19 protein-coding genes are annotated in these 20,020 nt (G+C 53.4%); 13 read left to right on the forward strand and 6 right to left on the reverse strand.

Going from position 1 to position 20,020, the window contains the following annotated elements:
* The first annotated feature begins 34 nt into the window (after positions 1-34).
* The 3 genes from IEW18_RS19590 to IEW18_RS19600 all read left to right on the forward strand — a co-directional run bounded on the left by IEW18_RS19590 (position 35) and on the right by IEW18_RS19600 (position 1,989).
* The gene (locus tag IEW18_RS19590) at positions 35-394 is read left to right on the forward strand and encodes a hypothetical protein (protein WP_188559581.1); all 360 of its coding nucleotides are present in this window, start codon (positions 35-37) and stop codon (positions 392-394) included.
* A gap of 133 nt (positions 395-527) precedes the next feature.
* Complete coding sequence (locus tag IEW18_RS19595) at positions 528-809, forward strand: antitoxin VbhA family protein (protein ID WP_188559582.1); 282 nt, start codon at positions 528-530, stop codon at positions 807-809.
* Positions 810-882: 73 nt separating this feature from the next.
* The gene (locus tag IEW18_RS19600; protein ID WP_188559583.1) at positions 883-1,989 is read left to right on the forward strand and encodes a Fic/DOC family protein; all 1,107 of its coding nucleotides are present in this window, start codon (positions 883-885) and stop codon (positions 1,987-1,989) included.
* A gap of 106 nt (positions 1,990-2,095) precedes the next feature.
* Here the strand turns inward: IEW18_RS19600 and IEW18_RS19605 are convergent, their stop codons facing one another.
* The 3 genes from IEW18_RS19605 to IEW18_RS19610 form a co-directional block, all read right to left on the reverse strand.
* Positions 2,096-2,902, reverse strand: a complete 807-nt coding sequence (locus tag IEW18_RS19605; RefSeq protein ID WP_188559584.1) for a helix-turn-helix domain-containing protein — start codon at positions 2,900-2,902, stop codon at positions 2,096-2,098.
* A 184-nt stretch (positions 2,903-3,086) separates the two neighbouring features.
* Positions 3,087-3,245, reverse strand: coding sequence for a hypothetical protein (locus tag IEW18_RS21775; RefSeq protein WP_229728871.1), 159 nt, complete (start codon positions 3,243-3,245; stop codon positions 3,087-3,089).
* Positions 3,246-3,460: 215 nt separating this feature from the next.
* Entirely contained in the window at positions 3,461-3,913 is a 453-nt protein-coding gene (locus IEW18_RS19610) for a hypothetical protein (protein WP_188559585.1), read from the reverse strand.
* Between the two features lie 370 nt (positions 3,914-4,283).
* On the opposite strand from IEW18_RS19610, the gene IEW18_RS19615 reads away from it, so the two are divergent.
* Positions 4,284-5,753, forward strand: a complete 1,470-nt coding sequence (locus IEW18_RS19615; protein ID WP_188559586.1) for a competence protein CoiA family protein — start codon at positions 4,284-4,286, stop codon at positions 5,751-5,753.
* Between the two features lie 242 nt (positions 5,754-5,995).
* Positions 5,996-7,666 (forward strand): hypothetical protein, encoded by a 1,671-nt coding sequence (locus IEW18_RS19620; RefSeq protein WP_188559587.1) that lies wholly within the window; start codon positions 5,996-5,998, stop codon positions 7,664-7,666.
* Here the strand turns inward: IEW18_RS19620 and IEW18_RS19625 are convergent.
* Together IEW18_RS19625 and IEW18_RS19630 are read right to left on the reverse strand one after the other, a co-directional pair.
* Positions 7,661-8,953 carry an alpha/beta hydrolase gene (locus tag IEW18_RS19625; RefSeq protein ID WP_188559588.1) on the reverse strand — a complete coding sequence of 431 codons (1,293 nt, stop codon included), beginning with the start codon at positions 8,951-8,953 and terminating at the stop codon, positions 7,661-7,663. The two genes, IEW18_RS19620 and IEW18_RS19625, sit on opposite strands and share 6 nt — an antisense overlap.
* 85 nt (positions 8,954-9,038) lie before the next feature.
* Entirely contained in the window at positions 9,039-12,086 is a 3,048-nt protein-coding gene (locus IEW18_RS19630) for a DEAD/DEAH box helicase (protein ID WP_188559589.1), read from the reverse strand.
* A 179-nt stretch (positions 12,087-12,265) separates the two neighbouring features.
* Between IEW18_RS19630 and IEW18_RS19635 the strand changes: the two genes are divergently transcribed.
* The 7 genes from IEW18_RS19635 (at position 12,266) to IEW18_RS19665 (ending at position 18,198) form a co-directional block, all read left to right on the forward strand.
* Positions 12,266-12,712, forward strand: coding sequence for a DUF6932 family protein (locus IEW18_RS19635; protein WP_188559590.1), 447 nt, complete (start codon positions 12,266-12,268; stop codon positions 12,710-12,712).
* Positions 12,713-12,724: 12 nt separating this feature from the next.
* Entirely contained in the window at positions 12,725-14,179 is a 1,455-nt protein-coding gene (locus IEW18_RS19640; protein ID WP_188559591.1) for a helix-turn-helix transcriptional regulator, read from the forward strand.
* 16 nt (positions 14,180-14,195) lie between these two features.
* Positions 14,196-14,789, forward strand: a complete 594-nt coding sequence (locus IEW18_RS19645) for a DUF4186 family protein (RefSeq protein WP_188559592.1) — start codon at positions 14,196-14,198, stop codon at positions 14,787-14,789.
* Between the two features lie 8 nt (positions 14,790-14,797).
* The gene (locus IEW18_RS19650; RefSeq protein ID WP_188559593.1) at positions 14,798-15,823 is read left to right on the forward strand and encodes a hypothetical protein; all 1,026 of its coding nucleotides are present in this window, start codon (positions 14,798-14,800) and stop codon (positions 15,821-15,823) included.
* 3 nt (positions 15,824-15,826) lie between these two features.
* Positions 15,827-17,050 (forward strand): hypothetical protein, encoded by a 1,224-nt coding sequence (locus IEW18_RS19655; protein WP_188559594.1) that lies wholly within the window; start codon positions 15,827-15,829, stop codon positions 17,048-17,050.
* A gap of 98 nt (positions 17,051-17,148) precedes the next feature.
* Positions 17,149-17,592: an ASCH domain-containing protein gene (locus IEW18_RS19660; protein ID WP_188559595.1), complete on the forward strand. Its 444-nt coding sequence runs from the start codon at positions 17,149-17,151 to the stop codon at positions 17,590-17,592.
* Between the two features lie 33 nt (positions 17,593-17,625).
* A complete protein-coding gene (locus tag IEW18_RS19665; RefSeq protein ID WP_188559596.1) occupies positions 17,626-18,198 on the forward strand; it encodes an AAA family ATPase in 573 nt (190 codons plus the stop codon).
* Here IEW18_RS19665 and IEW18_RS19670 read toward each other — a convergent pair.
* A complete protein-coding gene (locus IEW18_RS19670; protein WP_188559597.1) occupies positions 18,170-19,183 on the reverse strand; it encodes a tyrosine-type recombinase/integrase in 1,014 nt (337 codons plus the stop codon). The genes IEW18_RS19665 and IEW18_RS19670 overlap by 29 nt on opposite strands.
* 288 nt (positions 19,184-19,471) lie before the next feature.
* Here IEW18_RS19670 and IEW18_RS19675 point away from each other — a divergent pair, with 288 nt between their 5' ends.
* Positions 19,472-19,996 carry a hypothetical protein gene (locus IEW18_RS19675; protein WP_188559598.1) on the forward strand — a complete coding sequence of 175 codons (525 nt, stop codon included), beginning with the start codon at positions 19,472-19,474 and terminating at the stop codon, positions 19,994-19,996.
* Positions 19,997-20,020 lie beyond the last annotated feature (24 nt).

Here is a 20,020-nt window from a genome sequence, read left to right on the forward strand (position 1 = left end):
GAGTAGCGCCCCTGGATGATTAAACGTGAACCGTATGGAAGTTGCAGAATGCCCCGAAGTGGCCCCGTTACCTTTCCCTGACCTGAGTCTGACCGTGTCTTACTCTGAGGCACTTAGCTACGCACAGGGGCGGCTGAAAATGCTGGGCAGCGGCGGGCTGAAGCCTTTTTGTGAAACGCATCAGCTCACTTACACCAATGTCATCAACCTGAAGAACGGCAAACTCAAGCGCGAGGAGCCGCGCCTGGTGCAACGGCTGCTAGGTACCCTGGCCGTGCCCACCGAGCTGCTGCATTATCCGCTGGGTAGCAAGACCCCGTGCTTTCTGCTGCCGGATGCCGAAGCACTGGCCACGTTTCAAAGCCAGCTGCAGTTTCTCACCGCGGCAGAATAAGGAAGCTTAGCGTCCAGCTTTCCAGCGCAGAAAATGTCCTCCCAATGCCGACAGTTCCGGCTGCGAAGGGAGCCATTTAGTGCGGAAATACGTTTACTTTAGTGTATCACCCTTCACCCTTCACCCTCGACCGATGAAAAATAGCATCACGTATTCCGAGCGGGAGCGGACGCCCACCCAGCGGCAGGAGCTCATCGACAAGGCCCGCGCCTGGAGCATAGCCCAGGGTGCTGTGCCTGGTCCGGCCGCAGAAGCCGTGTACGCCCGCTATGTGGCCGGCGAGTTGACGCTGCAGGGTGTCACGGACGAGCTGAAAAGCTACTACGCCAATCGGGCAACCACCCCGGTTGGTGCTGGCAGCCCGGCTGCCCCGCAAGGCACGATGCAGCCCGAGGAACTGCTGATGGCTTCTTAACTCACACTACTTGACCTGCTAACCCGCCCGGCCTTCGGCTGGGCGGGTTTTTTATCACTCATTGCTGCACGCCTTGGCTATTCAGGACGGATTTTACGACCCCACCCACCAGGTCATCTACAACCGGTTGGGCATCACCAACCAGGACGAGTTGCGGGAAGCCGAAGGGGCGTTATCCATCCCTGCTATGCTGCGCGTGGTGCTCGGGGTGGTGGACATCCCGGGCCAGTTTGATGCCGCTCACATCAAGCAGATCCACCGCGAGCTGTTCAAGGACGTGTACGACTGGGCCGGGCAGACCCGCGCCAATGGCCCCAACGGTCCGTTTCAGGGGCAGAAGCCCACGTATGTGCTCAACCCCAAGGGCAACCTCATGCGCTACGGGCCCTACGAGCAACTCGACCAGCGCCTCGACGCCATCGGCGCCCAACTCCAGCTGGAAAACAACCTGCGCGGTCTGAGCCCGGCACAGTTCGCGCAGCGGGCCGCGTACTACTTCGACCAGTACAACCACACCCACGCGTTCCGGGAAGGCAACGGACGCACAATCCAGACGGTGATGGCCGTGCTGGGCCGGCAGGCCGGCTACGAAGTCGAACTCGGACCTGCGGCCGCCGCGCAGCTCAATAATGTGCGCGACATAGCCATTATCCGACCCCACGGTCCTTTGCAGCCGGAAAAGAACCTAGAACCGCTGGCCCTGCTACTGAGCACGGCCATCAAGCCCCTCCTTGGCCCAGAGGCCGAAAAGCTGCGTGATCCTAGCCAGGCCCAGCCGCTAAAGGAGCCCATCCCCGATATGCAGCGCATGGAAGCGCAGCGGGTCCTGCAGGCCAGCGCCTACGTCATCGGAGGAGCCTTACGCGACATCGACGGGGGAGATACTACCCGTGGTAACCAGCTTTTGCAGCAGATGAGCCGGGTACTGAACGGCCAGGCGACGGCAACAGAACAAGGGAGCATCATTCAGCAAGCGGCTCTGGAAGTATCTAAGCACCCGGTGCTCAAACAGGAAGCGCCACTGGTGCTCCATGCGGTTGCTTTGGCTCAGAGTGTGCAGCAACTGGTAAAGTTGGAGCAGCATGTTCAGGTTCAACGCCAGGTTGAAGCGAAAGTGACATTGACAGCAGAGGTCAAGCAAAATGCTCCAGCGCCCAAGCGACGGGGGCCCAAACTCTAGGCTTCTGCTTACTTGGCTAACTAGCAATAAATCTTCCAGCCAAGTAGACTACCTAGAAGGCTTCCCTTGTAATAAATCAACCCGAGCGTAAGGCTTCGGTCGAGAATCATGACGCGTAAACATCCGTTACAATGTCTTTGGCACACGTATAGCCATCGTAGGTAAAACACAGAATATCTCCACCTAACGCGCCGCGCGAGATGATGAGTTGCTGCAAGGCTTGCTCTTCGTCCATTCCAATTGGAATGTCACGTTGCGCCAGTTCTAGGTGCTGGTCGCTGCCATCCGGCATGATTAGGGTAATCAAAAACACCATCAAGTAGTCCTCCCCATCCACTTCTGGTTCTTCAACAAGAGCCTCCTGTTGGTCCGTCGGCAATGTTGCTACTACAGCCCTGCGCGCTTCCGCCAGTTGGTGCCGTCCCCAGTGGGCCAGCCAGGTAGGATGCTGAACCAAGTGATGCTCAAATAGGGTAGAGAAGCTCAAGGCACTTAGCATCTCACGTATGATTTGCTGCGGACCACGGCTATAAAGCCGGCCCCTATGGGGCGTGTTCTCGTAGGCCTCCCGGCTTCCAAAGCCCTTACTGGTTACCAAGGCTAATTGCTCTAGGGTAAGGTCATCGTACGGTACTACGGCGAGAGTCCAGCTCAAGTACTCGTAGGCCATTTCCAGCATGAAATCAAAGTCATTCCAAGGGGTAGTATTGGGAGCAGCTTGGGCGGACACCAGCAGAGTTGCCGGCACTTGCAGCACCGCCGCGATGCGGTGCAGCAGCTCGATGCGAATACCGGCCGTATTAGCTTCCAACTTTGTGTAGGCTGACCGGCTCATATACAGACGGTCAGCCATCTGCTGCTGGCTGAGTTTGCGAAGAATGCGTAGTTGCTTTAAACGTTGGTGCAGGCTCATAAGACTCGTTTTTTGCTCAAAGCAACGAGTTTGCTTATTCGCCTGCTAGCATGTTCGATCTTTTCACATTGCCACTACCTGCGGTGTCCGGGGTGACCAGCTACTAGCCTTTAGCTTGGTCTTCTGGTAGCGTGTATGCTCAGTACATAAAAGGGCCTCTGGAAGCACCCAAAGGCCCTTTTATTTACTTCAAAGCCCATTCAAATAGCTGCCAGAGTTCGTTGCTGTTCTTGACAACTGTAACTAGCAGCCCTGAGCTACCCGCAAGAAATGTCAGCCAGCCCGTAGTAGAGCGGCGAATCTTCTTCCACTTCTTGGAAGAACCTGGCTTGTTCTTAGCCATACACGAAGGAGTTGGGCAGGTGCGTTTGTAAGCACCGGCAGGACCGATCAAAACATCTACAATCTGATGGTGATCTTTAGTCCGAGGTAATACTACCCGACCCGTTATGAAGCGATGTCACCCTGCTTCACTCTCCTGGCAGCCCGAAGGCTTAATCCTCACGGTAACACAAGGACGCCTACAAATAAGGTGATTTTTTCGCATTCCGGCAAGCGTTAGTCCGGAGGGGAAGTAGCTGTGTTCTCCAGCGTAATCTTGTTCAAAGTAACTTGGAAGCTTGCGGTTGTCAGGTAAGTGCTTTCAGAAAACACTCCATCCTCAATTGCCTGCTGGAAATACTTCCTGGAGGCGGAAGGAAGCTTTTCTAAGAGGTCCGAAAGAACCAGGTAGCTGTCGCGGCTGATACCAGCGAGGCGACAAATCTCATTAAAGGATATGCTTTCCAGACGGCTTATTATATCAGACTTTATAAATTCATCATACACAGTAGGGGAACTTCGTAAGGATGCCAGCAATACCTTTTCGTGTTCTGCATCTGCTACCCATTGCGGGTCCATCACCAGTTCGTGGTAATTAGTATGCGTGCCGTAGGCGCGCCTCACCACATCGGGAGTTATTTCGGTGTCTTCCTGCACCTCGACTTCAATGACAATGCTAAATTTCTTCATAGTTGGGAAGTAACGGCGTTCAGTTAAGCTTTGCAATTAATCGTGATTAAAGCCTTTTTTAGCATGAGTGAACCAGACAACCAGCAGCCTGCCTACAATATGTTTAATCGGCCTTACCCCAAGGCCGAGGAATACCAAGCCGAACTGCAGCCCTTTCGGGACGGGGGATGCGAGGTGCGGTTTTCCCGGCCACGAGGTAGCCATGTGCAGGAGCTCAGGGGGTATCAGCGGGAACTCAATCTACCGTTCGAAGTGCAAATTCCAGATGTGTGTCGGGAACGACCAGAACACATGCGGTCTTGGCTACATGATATATGGCGGCAGGTAGCGCAGAAGATTAGCGAAAAGAGGGCGTTAGGCGCTTCCTGAAATGGCAGCAGTACAATGTGACTATGCGTTTGATGCGCAGGGCCAGGAGGTACACATTTCGGCGGCTGTCCGCGGCGGTAGTTACCGCTGCCAGCATTGCAATAAGCCGCTAGTTGCTAAGCGGGGTGAAATTAACGAGGACCACTTTGCTCACAAGGTGGTGGATACCGTTCGGCCCTGCACCTTCAGTAACGAATCTTACCGCCATGCCAAGGCCAAGCAGCTGCTGGTGGCCCGGCTGCGCGTGATGGTGCCGGCCGTGTACGCTGCTCCGCCGGAGGGGTACGTAGGCAAAGTGCCCCGTTTGGCCTTACCCCAGGAGGTAGTGGCCGCGTCAGCAGTTCGAGAACGGAACATCTACGTCACTGAAGATGCGGAACTCATCGTGGAGCCGCGCGTACCAGGAGTGCCATTTGATGAGCAGGACGGACGCCGGCGGTTGCTTGCCCGCCCGGATGTGGTGTTTTTTGACGAAGAGGGGTACCCTGTTCTGCTTATTGAAATCCATGCTGAACACCGCTGCGGGGAGGAGAAGATTGCCCGCCTGCAGCAATATGGGGTCGATACGATTGAGATAACAATACCTCGGAACTTTGATGCCAGCGCCATTGAGGCGCTGTTTGATGTTACCCGTAATACCATCTGGTTATACAATGGCCAACGAGCTGCCTTCCACTTTACGCCATCTGATTCCCTCTTATCTGGAGAGGGAAGTATCTCGGCTGCTGAACTCCCAGGGACAATTTCTGACCGGTCGGAAACGCTCAAGTGCCGCCTTAACCGCCTTGAAGGAGCTCTATTCGCAGTTAGAGGACTGCTGGGAACAGCTGACGTGGAGCAGGAAAACGCCCGCTATCGAGAGCATGCGCAGCGAGGCCAGGAATATATTGCGGAACTTAGAGCGAAGCGATCAGAGCGTGATACGCGACTTGGAAAAGGAATTCGAGCGCGAGTTGAGCAGGAGCGAAACCGACTTGCAGACCGCCGAGCAGAGCTTGCAGATGCGGAAGAAGAACTTCAAGGTCGCATTAGAAAGCTATCAGCAGCAGAAGGACGACTGGACCGACAGATTACAGCTGGAGAACAGCAAATTACCGGAGTACTATCGTACCTTAAAAGACGAGCAAAACGACTTAGCGAAGCAGTGTTCAGTCGACGTAGTAGTCTTAGAATCCAGCTTGCAGACCGTGAACGCTCTCTTGAACGAGTTCGAGAGCGGGAATATTCCCGCCAGCGAATTGAGTTGGACCGAGAGGAGAGCGAGCTTGACAAAGAGGCGAAACGACTTGATGCAGAGGAAGCAGAGCTTGCAGCAGAAGCGCCAGGTCTTGGAACAGCGGAAGCAACGGCTCAGCGAGACGCAGGAAGACGTATATCAGACCTCACAGAAACTAAGCGAAAAGCTCTCTTATTTGAAGGCTATTACCAAGAATTGCAGAAACTTGAAAGCACAGCTGGTGCAGCAGGGTAAGCTAACGGTTAACGATTTTCCCGATATACCCATGCCGTTAATTTGATGCATATCAGGACACTATTAGCATCGGTTACAAGCAAAGTAACCGGCCCACTACTCAGTAGTAGGCCAGTTGCGTTTGGGGGCTGCTTGATGGTCTCTCTAACGGAAAAGTAGAAAGCCTTACAATAATGTCAATAAAGCACTGTATGAGCTGAAATTTGCCTGCTGTCCACCTAGAATACTATCTGAACAATAGAATGTCAAGCCCAGACCCTGTTGCCAAGCTAATCGCCCTGTTTTACGGCAGTCAGCCATTAACCGAGTCGCCGTTGACTGGCACAGCTACCATGGGCCTGTACGACCCCATGCGGTTCGTGCTCCGCCTTCGTCCCGACCTGCACGCGCAACTCAATGTTTTGCCAGCAGGCATCTACCAGCGGTCAGCCATCACCGATGCGCAGGTGGCTGCTTTCGCCACGCTGCTGCACGAAACGGTGCATTGGTGGCAGCACATTGGGACTAACTTCGGGTTGCTTACCAGCTTGAAATATCCCGCGCAGGCGCATATGCTACACGTTAACCTGCGCGAGTTGCTGGCCGCAGGCATTCGCGTCAAGCCACTGGTGGAGTATGCCTTCACCAAACCCGACCTGCCGGCTGAGTTGCTCGAGCACCTGAATCGAGCACTTAACTATTGGTTTGATCTGGAAACGGCTGGCGCGCTGACTGACGAGCCCAAGCGCACCCCGGCCCTTACTTCCAATACGAATCCTTTTTTTCTGAGTACTGGTCACTGCTTCCACATGTGGTGGTCAGCGGTTATTCAGACGCTGGCAGCTACGTTCGACCCCGCGTTTCGTTTTCTGCCCAACGTCACCCGTTGGAGCGAACCATTCAAGAAGTTGTCCATCCGGCAGGAAGAAGGCTTCTTTGAGGGTTCCAAGATCCGCATCCCCCCGCTCGGCACGCAGGCTATCTACGAAGGACAAGCCCGGCTTTGTCAACTGCAATACCTGCACCATGCGACCAGCCGTTCACTGGCTGATTACGCGGCCGAAGGGATGTTGGATGGGGTGTACGGCGAGGCTTTCGCACTTTTCCTGCAAGTGCTGCGCGAAGCGCAGCCGGTCTCAGCCACTGACCCGCTAGTCGGTTTGTTTCTGCTTATCTGCGATATTGCCCTCAATCCCACCGACGGATTTCCTTTCGATATCACGCACCACGAGTCGTTTGTCATCACCAACGACCCGGGACTGCGGTTCCTGTTGTTGTGCCAGTATCTAATGCTCCGAGCTCCGGAGCTGAAGCGAAGCATCGTGCGCTACGACAAGGCGGAGTACGTGCACGTGAGCGGCTACTTGGCCGGGCTGATTGCCTGCCACTCACCCTACGAAAGTAGTACGCGCGTGAACGAGTGGATGGACAAGGAAGCAAGCCTGCAACAGTTGCTGACTGAAGAAGCAGCCTGCGATTATCAGCTTGGTAATTTACCCATTCGTTTGCTTTTCTCTAAATACCTGCGCTTCCAACAGGATAAGCTGGCTAACCCACACTTCTTCTGTTGGCCGGGAATGTACCTAGTGGAGCGGCCGGGGCAGGAGGTGAGTCTACCGGAAGTCAAGTCACTATTCAGCCGCCATCAAGCGTTCTTCTCCGATGATGAGCACGGGGATGTCCATCCGCTGCGGATGCCCGGCGTGCCGGAGCAGCAGTTGACCGCTACAAGGGATGAGTTTTATGCCTGGAACTGTACTTATGACCTGGTGCGGCAGTGGGTGGTAGCATCCGGACCGTTCACCTTCGAGTACGGCTGGTTGTCGCACCGCCACACGCCCGAGGCCATGGCCGCCTGGGCTACCGATTTATTTCACCAGGCATTCGGCGTGGTTCCGCAGGATTTCACGCCTGTAACACCAGCCGGCTCATAATTGCAACTGCCAGAATCCGCCGTCTGGCAACGAAGGGTGCTGCAGGCGCTGACGCTGCCCCGGGGGCTGGTTGTGACGCATCAGGTCGTAGAGGTCGTGCAGCAGCGCCGCCGCCTGAGCAAAGTAGCCGTGCCCCAGCAGGTCTAGGTCGAAGTCGGGCACGGCAATGGTATCGATGTGCGGCGCGATGGTATAAGGCTCGTAGTAGCCAGCCCGCGGTGCCCGGTGCAACCGGGCCGAGGCATGCACGGCCCGGTCATGACGCGAGGTGTAGAGGGTGGTGCGCTCGCCGTAAGCTGGATAAAGAGCTGCCAAGTCTAAAAATAAGTCGTGGTCCACGTCGGGAGCAGCCAGAAAAATCTGGCCAAAGCGTACCTGGTTTCGCGTCTCGGCATTGCCCGCAATGCGCTGCAAGGCCCGTAGAAGCCCGCGGTTGCCCATGCTATGCGCCACGAGGTGCACCTTGGCAGTCCCGCATTCAGTAGCGAAGGCCACCAGAAAATCAGTAATGGCCCGTTCGCTGGCTTCGATGGCCGCCTCGTCAGCAGGGTAGGCCTGCACTGAGCCGGCGGAAGGCCAGCTAAAGAATGCCGTGGCCCCGGCCACCTTTAGGTCGCAGCCAATCTGGGCAGCACGAATGGCCGCTTCCTCGAAGCTGGTGTTGTAGCCGTGCAGAAATACCAGGGCATGGGGTTCTGCCCCGGCCGCCTGCGCGCTGGCTAGCTCCTGCCGCACGGCCTCATAAAATGCCGCTTCCGATAGCCGGGCATATGCTTCTATGCGCAGGTGGTCGTCGGCCGGCCGCAGGCTGTACTGCCGCCACATGCGCTGCCAGTAGCTGCTACCTGTTTCACCGAAGCGATGTGTTTCGGGTACGTGCACGTCCACCCGTCCCCAGTTGACGTGTGCACTGCGGCCTTCGGCCTGAAACCCTGTCCCGGAAGATGCTGCTAACCGGTTGGTGGCAAACCACACGGGGTACAGGATTCCCTTCCGTACCGTCGCAGCCGGTTCTGCAGGCTCCCCGCTTAAGTAAGCTGGCCCCCGATGGGTGAACAGGTCCTGAGGTCGCGGTAGTGAGGGCACTGTCGACCGACCGCCGCCCAACCTCGCCACCCGGGCTCGTACGCTCCGCTCCAACTCTTCCCGCTCGGCAGCCTCCGCCGCCAAAAAACGCAGGATAGCCAGTTCCAGAATAGTGGCTGCCTGTTGGTCGCCGGCTTCAATCGCCTCATCCAGGTCTTTTAACAATTGCTGCAGCGTAGGGGGTGAACCAGGAGGGAGCATAAGTTGACGTGTGAACACCCGGTTTGACGTGGTGTTCAGTTAAGAAATATGGAATAAAAGGACCTGGTTTCCCCAGCTCACACGGCTAGGAGGCTACCTTGGCTAAGTTAGTGAGACGCTGCTTTTCCCATACAGAAGCTATCTCTTGGCTTCTTTCTGAGCCGAATAACCTAATGATAGAGGGTTCAACAGTAGCCCACGCTAGCGACGGGTCCACTATGCCATGTTGTGCAAGCAACAGGATTTCCCCACGATTAAGGATACGAATCTTAAGCAAGGGGAGCGCCGAAACCGGTAAGCCAACTTCCAGACGTGTGGTTAACAGATTCAGCGCCTCATCTTCCAAGAGCAACATGGGGTGCAGAGCTTGCACAATGGGCACAACCGAACGGAAATGGTATCGCGTGGCATCCGCAATCCGACGCACATCCCCGTAGCTTACTGGCACGAAGGAGGAGTTGGTATACGCCTGCTCCAGGCTTTCCAAAGAATCGCCTTCCAGCCAGGCTTCCACCAGTAGGGCCCGTTTGGCTCGGCGTAAATAGGCTATCTGGTCGGGTAGAGAGCGTTGGTAGAGCTGCACCAAGTCGTTGCCCACTTTTTGAGCCGCGTGGTAGGGCCAGGTCTTCTCCTTGTTCCCGTTTTTGAAGAGCGGGGTATAGGTCTCATCCAGTTCCGGCAGCGCTTGCGTCAGGGCCAACAGCCGCTCCAGCGTAATGGTGGCCGGGTTCAATAGTTGCAGTAAGTGCAGCAGACGCAGGATGGAATCAAACGAGAGCGAGGAATTGGCGCAGGCAAATCCTACCAAGGTTAACTGGAGCATGGAGCCCTCTTGCTCGGCAATGCCCGCCCGAATCAAGGAGATGATGATATTTTCCACCTGCGCGTCCATCTGGGTGCGCCAGTTTGGATTGCTGCGGCCTTCCACGTACCCTCCGTAGGTGTTGGCCAGTAAAGTAGCCACCTCCCGGCGGCCGACCCGCGGGATTTGAGCTAGCAGGCGTAACACCCACGTGGACAGATTGCCACTGACAAAGGATGAGCGCAGGGCTTCCGGCTGCCCCAGAACGTAGTGCTGGAACAATTGCCGACGCTCCATGGGGGTGTTGGCGATGATGAACGACTGGCCACGTTCATTGTAGCCCAGCCGGCCGGCCCGTCCCACCATGTTTTTATACTCGGCAATGGTGAATGGCTTCTGATCCTCTCCAAGGAATTCCGTTTCGCCTAGGATTACGGCCGAGGCCGGCGTGTTGATACCGGCCGCGACGGTGGTGGTGGCTCCCAACACCCGAACCGGGCCCTGCTGATCCCGAAAAGCCCTTTCGACTACCTCCCGCTCTTCCCGGGACAGGTTGCTGTTGTGAAAGGCCGTACCGCCCCTTAGGCAGTCGCGCAGCTTTGCGGAGGTAGAAGAACGGTCCTGCGCAGGTAAAGCCGCTATAACCGCATCCGCGCTGGGCAAGCCCAAGTCTTTGGCCAAGTATCCCGCGACCCCCTCGGCTTTACCCCGAATGTTGCGGAACACAATGAGCTTAGCCGTCGGCTGCTGTGCCAGTAGGGCCTGCGCCAGGGGCACAATGACGTCCTGAGTACTGGCTTTATCGCGGCGTATCCGCACGGCATGCGCCGGTAAGAGCTGCCGTTTTTGTTGGGCCCCTGTTTCAGGGTCTACGTACTCGAATACGCCCGAGCGATCAATGACGCCCTCCTCCAGTGGGACGGGCCGTCGGGTAGTAATCAGGGCTTGGCAACGCAACCAATGCTCAAAGCCATTGGTATTGCCGATGACCGCCGATAGCGCTACCAGCTGTGGCGTAATGCCCCGTTCGCGAGCAGATAGAATATAAGTCAGCAGCAATTCGACGCTGATGCCTCGGCTAGGGTCCGTGATGAACTGCGCTTCGTCGACAACCACCACCCCGATGCGGCTCAGCGTGCCCTGGTTTTTTACCACCAAGTTCAAAAACATCTCATAGGTAAGCAGGGCGATGTCATACTTGCCCCGCACGAAGGCGTTAGTGGCATCCTGGTAGTCGCCGGTACACCGAATCACGCGCAGGCCCAATCGCGTGCCGTACAAGTCAGAGAACTGCTCGTACTTCTCGTTGGCCAAAGCCTTGTACGGTACCAGAAAAACTGCCCGCTGGGTGCTAACAGCAGCCTTCACGGCGGCTAATTCCCCGATAAACGTTTTGCCGCTGCTCGTTGGCGCCACCACCAACAGGGACTCGCCGTCTAGTATTCGATAGTCGTTGACTGCAGCCAGCTGGAGTTCATTAAGCCCTTGAGAGAACAGGTGGTCCCAGAGTTGAAGAACCTCCCCGGGCAAGCCGAAGCCCGCTAGTTCCTGGATGTTCGCCGAGGCCTTCAACCCGGTCTGCTCGGGAAAGGCCTGGTAATACTGCTTCCCGGCCTGTAGCGGTGGAATGGTAAAGCCACCATCAATATCACCCACCCATTTCGGGGTTTGGGTCAAGCCCAGGCGCTGTGCTTCGGCACGTACCCGTCCGGCAACCTCGGCCATTAATCCTCCCACTTCCACCGGACCAGTCGCAGCCCGTAAGGCGCCGGTCAAGGCCGAAGTCAATAGCCCATGGCCTGCTGCCTCCCACGCCTCTTCATCGACGTTGGCCGCAGCCAAGAGCATGCGTCCACGTCCGGAAAAAGCCGATTCCAAGGAAAATCCAGTACCGCGCGGCTGTAGCCCATCCTCAATTACTTTCGCCGGTGCACCCCCGCTGAAACAGCAGTCGAGCACCAGCAAAATATGGCGCGCCTTGCTTTGGCGAAACCGTTCGGCCAGGTTCGCCATGGCAACGGTTGTATCTGCCAGGTTTTCGAGGTTGGTATCATGGGCTACTAAACGGTGGTTGTGCGTGCCGTGGCCCGAAAAAGTCAGCAACACCACGTCCTCCTCCGTAGCAGCGTCCAGGGTCTGGGCCAGCAGTTCATCGATACGGAACCACGTAGCATCTTCATCCACGAGCAGCACCGGGCTGGCATCCGGGAGAGTGTCCTGCCAGAGTGCCCAAAGGGCCGTGGCATCGCGGCGAGCGCAGTTCAGATCGGAGATGTCTGGGTCGGAATGACGGTTAATGCCAACAAATCCGGATAGAAATCGGGCGGCCATACGAAGTATTAGGCAAGTTCAATGAAAGGTCTGATGCTTGTTTTTCAGGCACTATTTAACAAAAGAAGGCAAGGCTTTGAAGTTCATGTGCTAAGTAGCTCTGCATTGATAAAAGCAAGGTGAGATGAAATATCAGAAATTATCTGCAACTTTAACACAACAAAATCGTTGTGCTGATTATGAAAACAGGTCTACCACCATTTACAGAAGCCGGGTTATTGCCACCTGGCATCCATTGGGCTACATGGGGTGAGATACGAGATAGGTTCGGCCACACTCCACATAGAATGAACCTGTTATTCGGACTAATGGACGGGCTTGGGTCGCTAAAACAGGCTGGCTGTAAGCTCATCTATATCGATGGAAGCTTCTGCACTGCTAAAGAAGTCCCAGGCGATTTTGACGTGTGCTGGGACGATACACCAGTTGATTTGGAGAAGCTCTTCTCACTTGCTCCTCTGCTTTTCGACTTTGAGCAGGGCAGAGCTGCTCAAAAGGCGAGGTACCTAGGGGAATTCTTTCCCTGCAGCTTCATTGCTGCGCCGCCGGCTACACTTTACCTGGATTTTTTTCAACTGGATAAAAATTCAGGCGGTGCCAAGGGAATCATCGGACTACAGCTTTAGTAACCGGAAATCATGATTAAGAACGAACAGCAATACAAGCTCACTAGAGCGCAGGCAAACAAGTTTGCTGCTGCTGCCGCAGACTTTGCCAATACCCAAGACGCTGATTTCTCGCCTCTGCGCAAAAAGCTGTACGAAGCGGCAATGAAAAGCCAGTATGAGGAACTGTGTAAACAGTTAGAGGAATATGAGGCGCTAAAGCAAGGACAAGTAAGGTCACTTAAAGTAGAGTCTTTTGAAGACTTGCCAGTCGCGTTAATCCGAGCTCGCATAGCTTCTGGTATGACGCAAAAGGATTTAGCTGATATTCTCAACATGAGAGAACAGCAGATACAGCGTTACGAAGACACCGAATACGCCGGAGCAAGCTTCACGCGCCTCAAAGAGGTGATTCAAGCACTAGGGCTCAGTGTGCGCGAGGAGCTATTCGTTTCAGAAGGGGTGGTATCGCGTTCCAACTTGTTCAATAATCTTGCTCGATTAGGCTTTAAAAAGGAGTTTGTACTCCAGAAACTAGTCCCTAGAAAAATTGCTGCTTATCTGACCAGTCCAATTTTAGAAGGAGAGGAAGCTATACGTCAAGTTGTTCTCCAAGCTGCCTCTATCGTCAGCAAGATGCTGAAAGTGGACCCTGCTCAGTTATTGGGTAATCAGCAGCTAGCGCTAGATATGGGAGCCGTTTACCAAGCTCGCTTTAAGAAAGCTAGTAATGCTAAACTGCAAAAAATTGCTCCCTATACCATCTACGCACAAATGATGGCATTAACGCTGCTCGATGCATGCCGTCATTTAGAGCGCCGCCCGATACCAAAGTCAACGGCTGATTTTCGCCGAGAGATTTTAGAACGGTATGGCGAGTTGACATTCGAGACAGGCCTGCGTTACGCTTGGCAATTGGGCATACCGGTACTCCCACTGAATGACACTAGTCATTTCCATGGAGCTTGCTGGCGTGTAGATGGGTGGAATGTCATCGTTTTAAAGCAGAAGACAGCCTTTTCCACCCGGTGGCTATTTGACCTGCTCCATGAACTCAGGCATGCTGCTCAAAATCCTGACCAGCCCACGCTTGATGTAATTGAAACAGATGATGATTTTACACGAGATATGATTGGCTCCAAAGATGAAATCGATGCCAACGTATTCGCTGGTCAGGTTATGTTAGCTGACCGGGCCAATGAGCTTTCCCTTCGCGCAATTCAAGAAGCAGGAGGAGAAGTACCATTGTTGAAAAGTAGAGTGCAAAAGCTTGCAGCAGCCGAAGGATTGGATGCCGGAGCTCTTGCCAATTATTTAGCTTTTCGACTAATGGCAGAGCAAAAGGTCAACTGGTGGGGCACAGCTACCAACCTACAGTCAACTGGGAGTAATCATTGGGAAGCGGCTCGCGATGAAGTGCTTCAGCACGCTAAGTTTGACCAATTACCAGAGATTGAACGTGAGCTATTAATGAACGCGCTGCAGTAATAAAGCAATATCCGCCATGGAAAGTCTAGGTTTTGGGGAGCCACTCCCCAAGGTGAAATGCACCAACACTAAGTGTGAAGAGGGATTGCATTGTTTTCGCCCCAAGCGGGCGAACCCCAAGACCTTGACCGGCGGTGCTTGCCATGCCTGCAAGGAGGAGATGATTGATTGGCAGCAAGCGCATCATCGAGATATCCAGCAGGTTGACGCATTGTTCGCACAAATGCGAAATGAGCTCATTCGTCAGCACTTCTGGCAGATGCCTCTTGAGGAGAAGTATAAGCGCTTGCTTTTCATCAAGGGGAAGAAGAAGATACACAAGGATGTAGTCAAACGCCTTAAAAACTCGGTTTTTGAGGCTGGGTCTACCCGTTTTCGGGACGGCACACAGACTCCAGTAGATGAACAGAACATCATCTTCTATGCGCAGCATGCTACGGCAACCTGTTGCCGCAAGTGCATTAAATACTGGCATGGCATCCCTTATGAGCGAGATTTAGAACCTGCTGAAGAACTGTATCTGCAACAACTGGTGATGAAGTACATCGAGACCCGTCTACCCGACCTTCCTGATTCAGCTGCGCAGTTAACCTTGACTTTACCATCCTGATTACTTCTATGGCTGCTTATATCGACACGGAAGAACGGTCGTCACATTACCGGACCAAGGGTTTAGACAAGGAAGCTCAGAAAGTCCTTATCACAGAGTTTGCTTCAAGTAAGCAGAGTCAAGACATCACCCTCTCCTACAACTGCAAAGGAGTAGGGCGTATTCATCATTTCCGGCGAGCCGCCGCTGCGACAGGATTTGAACCTAACCCATTGCCTTTAGACCCTGCTTGTCGCGCTTTAGGTTTGCCTCCACAAGCAATGATGCAGGCTCAAGTATTCCAGAATGCGGTCTGCAGTTGGCGGTGTTGGTACTGTTTTGTGGATTACAACCTACTTGATGGCAATCCAAAGCGGTCAACATTTTTATCCGCAGATGACCTCTTAGACTTGTTCTTGGCAGAGCCAATACAGTGTCCTATCATCGACCTATCAGGCGGTCAACCTGACCTAGTACCCGAGTGGGTATTATGGATGATGGATGCATTAAAACGACGTGGACTTGAGCACCAAGTTTACTTATGGTCAGACGATAATTTAAGCAATGATTATTTATGGGAGTGTTTGACTGCAGAGGAATTACAACGCTTGGTAAGTTACTCTAACTATGGACGCGTAGGGTGTTTTAAGGGTTTTGATGCGGAATCATTTGCCTTTAATACTCGCGCTGAGCCCTCTCTGTTTGATAAGCAGTTCAAGGTCATGCGTCGTTTGGTTGAAACAGGATTAGACATGTATGCCTATGTCACGTTGACAGCAGATAACGAGCAACTCATTCCGCAAAAAGTTAGTGACTTTGTCAATCGCTTGCAGGATGAGATACATCCTCTGTTTCCTCTACGTATCGTACCTCTTCCCATACTCGAATTTACTCCCACGGCTACTAGGATGGGTGATGTACACCACCGTTCGCTTCTGATTCAGCAACAGGTGGTGGCGGCTTGGGATGCTGAATTAGCTCGACGGTTCTCCACTGAAACGCGTCAAAGACGGATTTATGAGCATGACTTAGAGGTGCGCACTCATTGCAGATAAATCATGGAGCTACAATCATTTAATGCGGAGAGGGAATACAAAAAGTCATTGGAAGATGTAGTTAGGAGTGCTTCGGGAATGCTCTCGATAAAGAGGGAAACTGAAAAATCACTACACCAAATCATCGTAGAGTCTGCTGGTGCCTACCCGGTAGACGTGCTCGCCATCCTGAATGGCTTAGGAATTCCTTATTGTGAAGACCACCGGGCATACCGAACGGATACGGGTAAGGTAACGGCTCCTTACACTGCTAGCTCACCAACGCTATTCGCTGATCCACATCCAGCTGATTATGATTGGCGGTTCGATGAGGACACGGTGCTCAAACTTGCAGATAAGCTAACGACAGAAGCCCAAGGGGGAAACATTGCTCTTTTTGGAACCAAGACGGTTTTTCTACCTCTATACAAGCAAGGGCAGGCAGTAACGCTATTCAACAAGAGCAAGGCAATCCTTGATGATTTGCGAAGCGCAGGCTACACTCAAGGACTAATGGAATGTGATTTGGCATTGCCGCTTCCACTGTATAGGAATAGCTACAGAGTTGTACTTGCTGACCCACCTTGGTATCTTGACTACTACCGGGCCTTCTTGTGGCGAGCGGCTGAATTGCTGACAGTTGAAGGAACCTTGTACTTAAGCGTTCTTCCTGAGCTTACACGTCCGGGCGCTAAAGCAGAAAGAATGCTTCTTTTGGAAGCAGCGGCAGAAGCAGGGATGGTGTTAACTGACCAAGTCGTGGGCGCACTATCCTACGAAACACCAGGCTTTGAACAGCAATCACTTAATGCTTCCGGCCTGTATTGTCACAACTGGAGGCGAGGTGACCTTTGGACATTTCAGAAGCGGCTATGCAATGGGTTAATGGGGTCCGTCGCAATTGATGAGCCTCAATGGGTGGAATATAGAGTAGGAAGGAAGCGCATTAAAGTCAAGCCAAGCAGCCCTGCCGCTTCAACTCATTTTAGCTATCGTGCAGCAGACCCCAGAGGCGCCATTTTAACTCAAGTGTCCCGCCGGTCACCATTCAGGAAGGACATTGACGTCTGGAGTTCAGATAATCATGCCTACACAGTAAGTGGTCTTGGCGTATTGCACGAGTGTTTAAGGATGTTAGAGGCAAACTGCAGTATTCCTCAAATACTAAAAAAATTAGTTTTGCACGGCATGATAGATCATAAAGAACAGATAGACCTGGTAGCTTTGCTGGACGAACTCACACAATGAAGCAACCGACTAATAGCGTTTTTCCTCCGACCATCTTTTACTCAGCACAGGATAGCAGAGCTTGCGTGCCGGTTTTGTTAGAAACCTTACAGCAGGCTATGGCTGACGATGCCTATTGGCAGCCTTTGCTAGCAAACTTTAAGGTGAGTAAGTCAAACACAATCCATCTGGGGGTTTTCATAGAACCCTATCTACAGCTTATCATTGAAGGTAAGAAGACGTTAGAATCACGTTTTTCTATCAATCGCACAGCCCCTTATTGCAAGGTGCAAAATGGCGACCTTCTACTACTTAAGCGGTCTGGAGGCCCAATTGTAGGCATTTGCCAAATTACTCATGCGTGGTCATATACTCTGGATGCAACTGAATGGGATACGTTAAAGACCCAGCATGCGCAAGCCCTCTGCATTCAGAGCCCGGCCTTTTGGGAAGAAAAAAAGAAGGCTAATTATGCTACTCTCATGAAGGTTCGGCATGTTCGTGTTGTGGAACCAGCTATTCCTTTTGTCAAAAGTGACCGTCGTGGGTGGTTAGCGTTGTAGTACCTTACTGGTCTACACCTAACTTTAGCACTTATGATAATTGCCTTCTCAGGAAAAATTGGAAGCGGGAAATCGTCCGTTTCGGCGGCCGTAGCAGATGTCCTGAACTTGCCATGGGTGAGCTTTGGTGATTACGTACGCAAGCAGGCTAGAGCCCAGGAGTTGGAGCCAACTCGTGAGCATCTACAGGATTTAGGTCAAAAGTTGTTACGGGCGGATGCAGAGGCGTTTTGCAAAGCTGTGCTTTCACAGACGCCAGATTGGGAAAATGGAATCGTGGTGGATGGGGTAAGGCATAGCGATGTATTGCACATCATCAAACGTCTCATAAATCAGCAACAATTGATTCACATACATCTTGAATTGAATGAGCCGCTGCGAGAAGCAAGAGTCATATCTCGTGAAGGAGTGGTTGAAGAATGCGAGCAAATACGCATGAACAATCATCCAACTGAAGAGCAGGTCTCAGGATTGCTACCGAGCATTGCCGATATAGTCGTGAGCTCAACGGGACCATTAGATATCGTGGTTGAAAAAGTTAAAACAGGCATTGAGAGCTTGCTAACCCATAATCCTGTTAAAGACCTAGATTCTGAGCGGCATTAAAGCTTACCACATCATCCAGCCGTGAGTAGCGGTCAATCATCGCATCCGTCTTCTGCTTCGTCTGATTCTTGATGAACCGGTTGGACTGGCCCCGGAGTACGGATATCGTGATAAAGGAAACGCGCAGGGAGTGGGCCGAGTAGTTCTTCTCGGGAATCTTGTGACCGTCCTCGTCGTGGTTGAGGTGCAGCTGCACCAGCTCATTTACCCGCAAAGGTGACAGGCGCTTTAAGGTGGGCAAAGCTTGGCCTTTCACCTTGCCGCGCTTCAGCGAGACGAACAACGGACCGGTGTCGCGGCCCAGCTGCTGGAGCCAGGCCCGGGTGCAGCGCACCGGGCAAAAGGCTGCCGTAGCGGCATAAAAGACGGCTTTGTCTTCCACCTCGCCGGCCTGGTTGGTTTTGCTCTTGGCTAGGTGCACAATCAGGGCCCGCTCGGTAAACTCCAGGTGCTCCACGTCCAGGGCCACGAGTTCGGAGCGACGGAAGGCGCCTGCGAAACCTAGGAGCAGCAAAGCCTGGTCGCGCAGGCCGGCCGTTGTCGTGACATCTAAGCGGCGGATGCTTTCCTTGAGTTCCTCGACTGTAAACGCTGGCGCCTGCTTTTGCCGCTTGCCCAGCGTGCGGGTGATGCCCTCCATGACTAGGGCCAATTCCTCGGCCCGCACCGGCGACGGGTAGCCGCGCAGCTGGTGGTGCTTGTGGATGGCGGCCAGGTGCCGCCGAATGGTGGAGAGCTTGCGGGGGATGTCGGCCAGGTCGGCCACGTAGCGGGCCACGGTGGCCACCTCGGCCGGCAGCGGGTTCAGGCCGTGGAACTGGCAAAAGTCCCCGAAGCTTTTCAGGTCGGCCGAGTACGCGAGCACCGTGTTGTCGGCGCCCTCCAGGCCGGCCTTGATGTAGCGGGCCACGTTGGCCGCGGCCGTCGACAATTGCGAGCCCAGCGGTTGGGGCTCGGCCGGAATTCGGGTGATTTCGGTGCTCATGGCGGCAAGATACTTTAGGTATCATAATTAACACTTATGATGCCTAAACTTTCTTTGATGAAAATTTTAAAGCCAAAAACCTTGATGGTCTAAAAAGCAAAGTGCAGTCCCACGTTACTTCTAGTAGCGTGGGACTGCACTTTGACTATATATTATTTTTAGTGTGAGATTTTCGACAGAGGACGGCAGGTGCGGGCGTAAAAGCTTTGGCAGAGGTCTGTAACCGCTACGGGTGTTTTTGAACTTGTATATTTACGCTCTTACTGTTTTATCACTTCTACTACATTTATGTACAATCCGTACTCTTTTTTGCTGGCCCTTTATTTCTTGCCATTTGGCTACATCCCACACAAGGCAACACGTGGTATTTCACCAGCCCAAACTGCTGGAGCAACTCCCAACACAGCAACCGTTGCCATTGATGGCAAGCCATTTATTGTGGATGTCGCTGCCTCTACCTTAACATTGAATACACAGTCGCGCTACCTCACCTTGACGCTGAACGCTACCACGGGTAGCCGAATACAGGTAATAGCCCAACTGGAGAATTTCAAGAAGACTCCTGGACGTTATGTCATTGCAGATCCCATCTCACCCAGTGGCCTTTACTTTACAGAGACTGTAAACAGCCGGGTTGAATCTTTCGAACCACGCATGTGCCCTGCGGGTACCCGAACGGTTCACATTGAGGATTTCAATGAAAAGCAGCACCGAATCCGGGGCACTTTCAGCGGCATTGTTTGTAACGGGCGGGGCCGTACGGTACAAGTCACTAAAGGAGAGTTTAATCTGCCATTTGAGACAGTTCACTAGGAAATAAGCCGACAAGTAAAAAGC

The organism is Hymenobacter glacieicola (genome assembly GCF_014640315.1).
Taxonomy (GTDB): domain Bacteria; phylum Bacteroidota; class Bacteroidia; order Cytophagales; family Hymenobacteraceae; genus Hymenobacter; species Hymenobacter glacieicola.